Raw genomic sequence first — 3,473 nt, 5'->3', positions numbered from 1 at the left:
GATGGCTGCAACATGACAAGAGACACCTCGTCTGAAATCAAATGAGCGCCAAGGAGAAGCGTAATGGATTTGACAGATATCTTACCGGGAAAGCTCGGCTTTGGCGCAGCACCGCTCGGCAATCTGTTCCGCGATATCCCCGAGGAAGAGGCTTTGGCAACCGTAGAGGCCGCCTGGAACGACGGGATCCGTTATTATGACAATGCGCCTTTCTATGGTGCCGGTCTTGCGGAGTTACGGATGGGGGAGGTTCTCGCCGGACGGCCACGCGATCAATATGTAATCAGCACGAAGGTCGGTCGTGTGATCCTCGATGAGTTGGGGGATGTGAGCGTCCGCGACCGAGCGGAAAAGGGCGAAGCATTTGCGCACGGCCGGGCAAATCGGGTGATCAACGATTATGGTTACGACGCAACGTTACGCTCAATAGAAGACAGCCTGAAACGTTTGCGCATTGATCATATCGAGATCGCCTTTGTCCACGACGTCGCTCAGGATTTGTGGGGCGATCGCTGGCTAGAAAAGTTCGAGGAGGCCCGGACGGGCGCGTTCCGGGCGCTAGACCGGCTCCGTGAAGAGGGTACGATCAGGGCGTGGGGTCTCGGAGTCAACAAAGTAGAGCCGATTGAATTGCTTCTAGAACTCCAAGAGCCGCAGCCCAACGCCTTTTTGCTCGCCGGGCGTTATACACTGCTCGATCACAGCCGGGCCCTCCAGCGATTGATGCCGCTCGCAGCTAAGCGCGGTGTGGGCATTGTGATTGGTGGACCCTACAATTCAGGCGCTCTTGTTGGCGGGCCCAATTTTGAATATGCGCCGGCGAACCCCGAAACTCTCGAAAGGGTCGCAAAGATCAGGGCCATCGCCGATCGTCTCGGCGTGAGCATCAAGGCGGCTGGTCTGCAGTTTTCCCTTGCCAATCCGGCGGTCGTCGCCGTCATTCCTGGTGCTAGTCGACCGAGCCGGATCGCTGAAGACAGAGCGGCGCTCAATGAAGTCATTCCGGCGTCGTTTTGGCAAGAGCTGCGGGATGCGGGGCTGATTGATCTTGCCGCTCCGCTTCCAGGATAAACCTGTCTCGATGCGGTGAGTGTTCCGAAAAACGTGAACACTCACCGCCCTGCCAGTAACAAGCGAATGCGATCCGGCCGCCTGACCACCCTTTTCTAAAAACGCACTCCGGCCCTGATGTAATAGTATCCGCCGTTGAAGCCATAGGGTGCGATTACCAAGGGCGCGTCATACATTTCCACGCCAAGGATGCTTTGCGGTCCTGCCGTGGGAGTGCCGACTGATCCGGGAACGGAGGAGGCGTTTGGCGGCCGCTTGTCGAACAGATTGTTCGCGCCGATCGCCAAGCGCAGGCCAGCGTCGCTTTCGTAGGCCAACTCGAGATCGGTGATCGCGGCCTTTGTCACAGTCGCTCGATAAAATGGTGCTGTCCCCGAAGGTGACGCAAGCGTGCTGGATTTGCCATAGACTGTCTCACGGACGTTCAGCGAAATTGGACCATGAGTGACTAGCGCGCCCAAAACGGCTTTGAAACGGGGTGACGCAGTTTCAAGATTGCTCTGCGCGGTAGGTCCGAACAAGTTATCACCCAATCGGTTGTGCGTAATTGTGGTACGATTGTAATTAGCAGCAAGTGACCAGTCTATTCGTGCATTTGGCAACTCGGTTGCGTAATTGACGGATAGTTCCACGCCTCGTGTGCGTGTGTCTACGCCGTTGGTGAAAGCACTTACGCCAACGAAGGCGGCGGCAGGGTCGATCACGGTGCCTTGCGCCGTGATCGCATCCAGCACGGTCTGGTTGATAACGAAGGTGCCAAATCGGCCGAGAACTAATCCGGACGCGGCGATGCGCTTCTTTATTCTGATCTGGTAGGCATCCAGCGTGATCGTGAGCTTTGGCAACCCGCGCCAGACGAGGCCGCCTGAGAAGTTTGTCGATTTCTCGGGCGTCAAAGGTGAAAAGCCAGTTAACGCCGCCGCGGCTGAATTGGCCGGTAGCTGGACAATCGCATAGGCGGGCGACACGTTAGTGGCTGAGTAAAAGGACTCGGCCAGTGTCGGTGCACGAAACCCGGTGCTGGCAGTGCCGCGCAACCCGAACGCGGGTGACACATCGTATCGCGTGCTGATCTTGCCAATTGTCGTATTGCCGACGTCGCTGTAGTGTTCGAACCGTCCCGCAAGGTCGACCGTCCACCCGGTCAACGGCTGTGTGGCAACGTCGATATAGCCTGACCAGGCATGACGGCGGCGGACTGCGGCATCGGTAGGCTGGAACCCGGGATAGGCCTGGCCTCCCTCCTTATACCGCGACGCCTCGTCACCGGAGCGAATTTCGTAAACATCGCGCCGATACTCGCCACCAAAAGCAATTGTCAGGGGCGCGGCCAGGCCCACGTCCACCGTACGCCGCAAATCGAGATTGCCGGTGAACTGAGATGCGAGGAACGCGCCGTCGTAGAAATCGCGGGGTGTGAACCCGGTGTCGGTATAAAGCGAGGCGTTGGCGGAATCGAGAGTGCTGATCTTCGCCTTGTCACGTCCGTAGGTGGCCGATAGATCCCAGTTCCAGCCCGCCAGCGCACCGCGCAGCCCGCCAGTCCCACTGAAATCCTCTTCTTGCAAACCGATCTTGGGAACAAAGCCGTTTGGAAAGGGGAACACGGTGATGCCGTTAGCGATACGGCTTATGCGATTGGGGAGACGGTACTGCTGGCGCGATCGCGCCACGCGGCGGCCGTAGGTGCCAAATGCATAGGCTTCTACGCTGCCGAAATCGTAACCGGCGTTGATAGTGGCGGTAGTAAGCGACGAGCGCGCGTCACCCAGCAACGGGTTCAGTCTGGGAAAACCTGGGATGTTCGCCCACGCCGCCGGTACGCCGGGGAGCAGCGTTCCATCTGGATTGGCAACGCGCCGGTCAGCCCCGCCGCGCTGGCTGTAATCGTGAAATCGGTGCAATGCGGTGACGTCCAGAAAGCCGTTCCCACCAAGCGGCAAAGCCAGTCGAGTTGTACCGGCCAAGGTTTCGCCGTCACCTACACCATATTGGCCCGCGGTGATATTTGCGACACCACCTGCGTGATCCTTTTTGAGTATGATGTTTATGACGCCGGCGATGGCATCAGAACCGTACTGCGCGGCTGCGCCATCCTGCAAGATCTCTATCCGTTCGATCGCTTCCGGCGGAATGAGATCGAGATCGGGAGCAGCGCCGCCTTGGTACGGGCCCGTGGTAACCTGGAGATTTGCCGTGCCGTGCCGGCGCTTGCCGTTGACCAGAACCAGGACATGATTGGCGCTTAGTCCGCGAAGCCTGGCCGAAGTCGTGAGATTGCCGCTATCGCCGCCCAAAGCCTGTGAGGTGAAGGATGGTGCCAATTGCGATAGAACTTGGGTAAGGTCAGGCTGGCCCACATGGGCGAGCGCAGTTGTGTCCAGAACTTGCACAGGCGCGGC

The 3,473-nt window shown here is 58.6% G+C and carries 2 protein-coding genes; one reads left to right on the top strand and one right to left on the bottom strand.

Annotated features, from left to right (window positions below; all coding sequences use genetic code 11):
- Positions 1–63: 63 nt before the first annotated feature.
- Entirely contained in the window at positions 64–1,071 is a 1,008-nt protein-coding gene (locus ACHWRX_RS09880; RefSeq protein ID WP_394659064.1) for an aldo/keto reductase, read from the top strand.
- A gap of 95 nt (positions 1,072–1,166) precedes the next feature.
- On the opposite strand, the gene ACHWRX_RS09875 is transcribed toward ACHWRX_RS09880, so the two are convergent.
- On the bottom strand, positions 1,167–3,473 hold a 2,307-nt coding region (locus ACHWRX_RS09875), incomplete at its 5' end, for a TonB-dependent receptor plug domain-containing protein (protein ID WP_394659063.1).

The organism is uncultured Novosphingobium sp., from assembly GCF_964277725.1.
In the GTDB taxonomy this organism is placed as follows: domain Bacteria; phylum Pseudomonadota; class Alphaproteobacteria; order Sphingomonadales; family Sphingomonadaceae; genus Novosphingobium; species Novosphingobium fluoreni.
The sequence above is the reverse complement of the archived record's forward strand: the minus strand, read 5'-3'. Positions and strand labels throughout refer to the sequence as shown.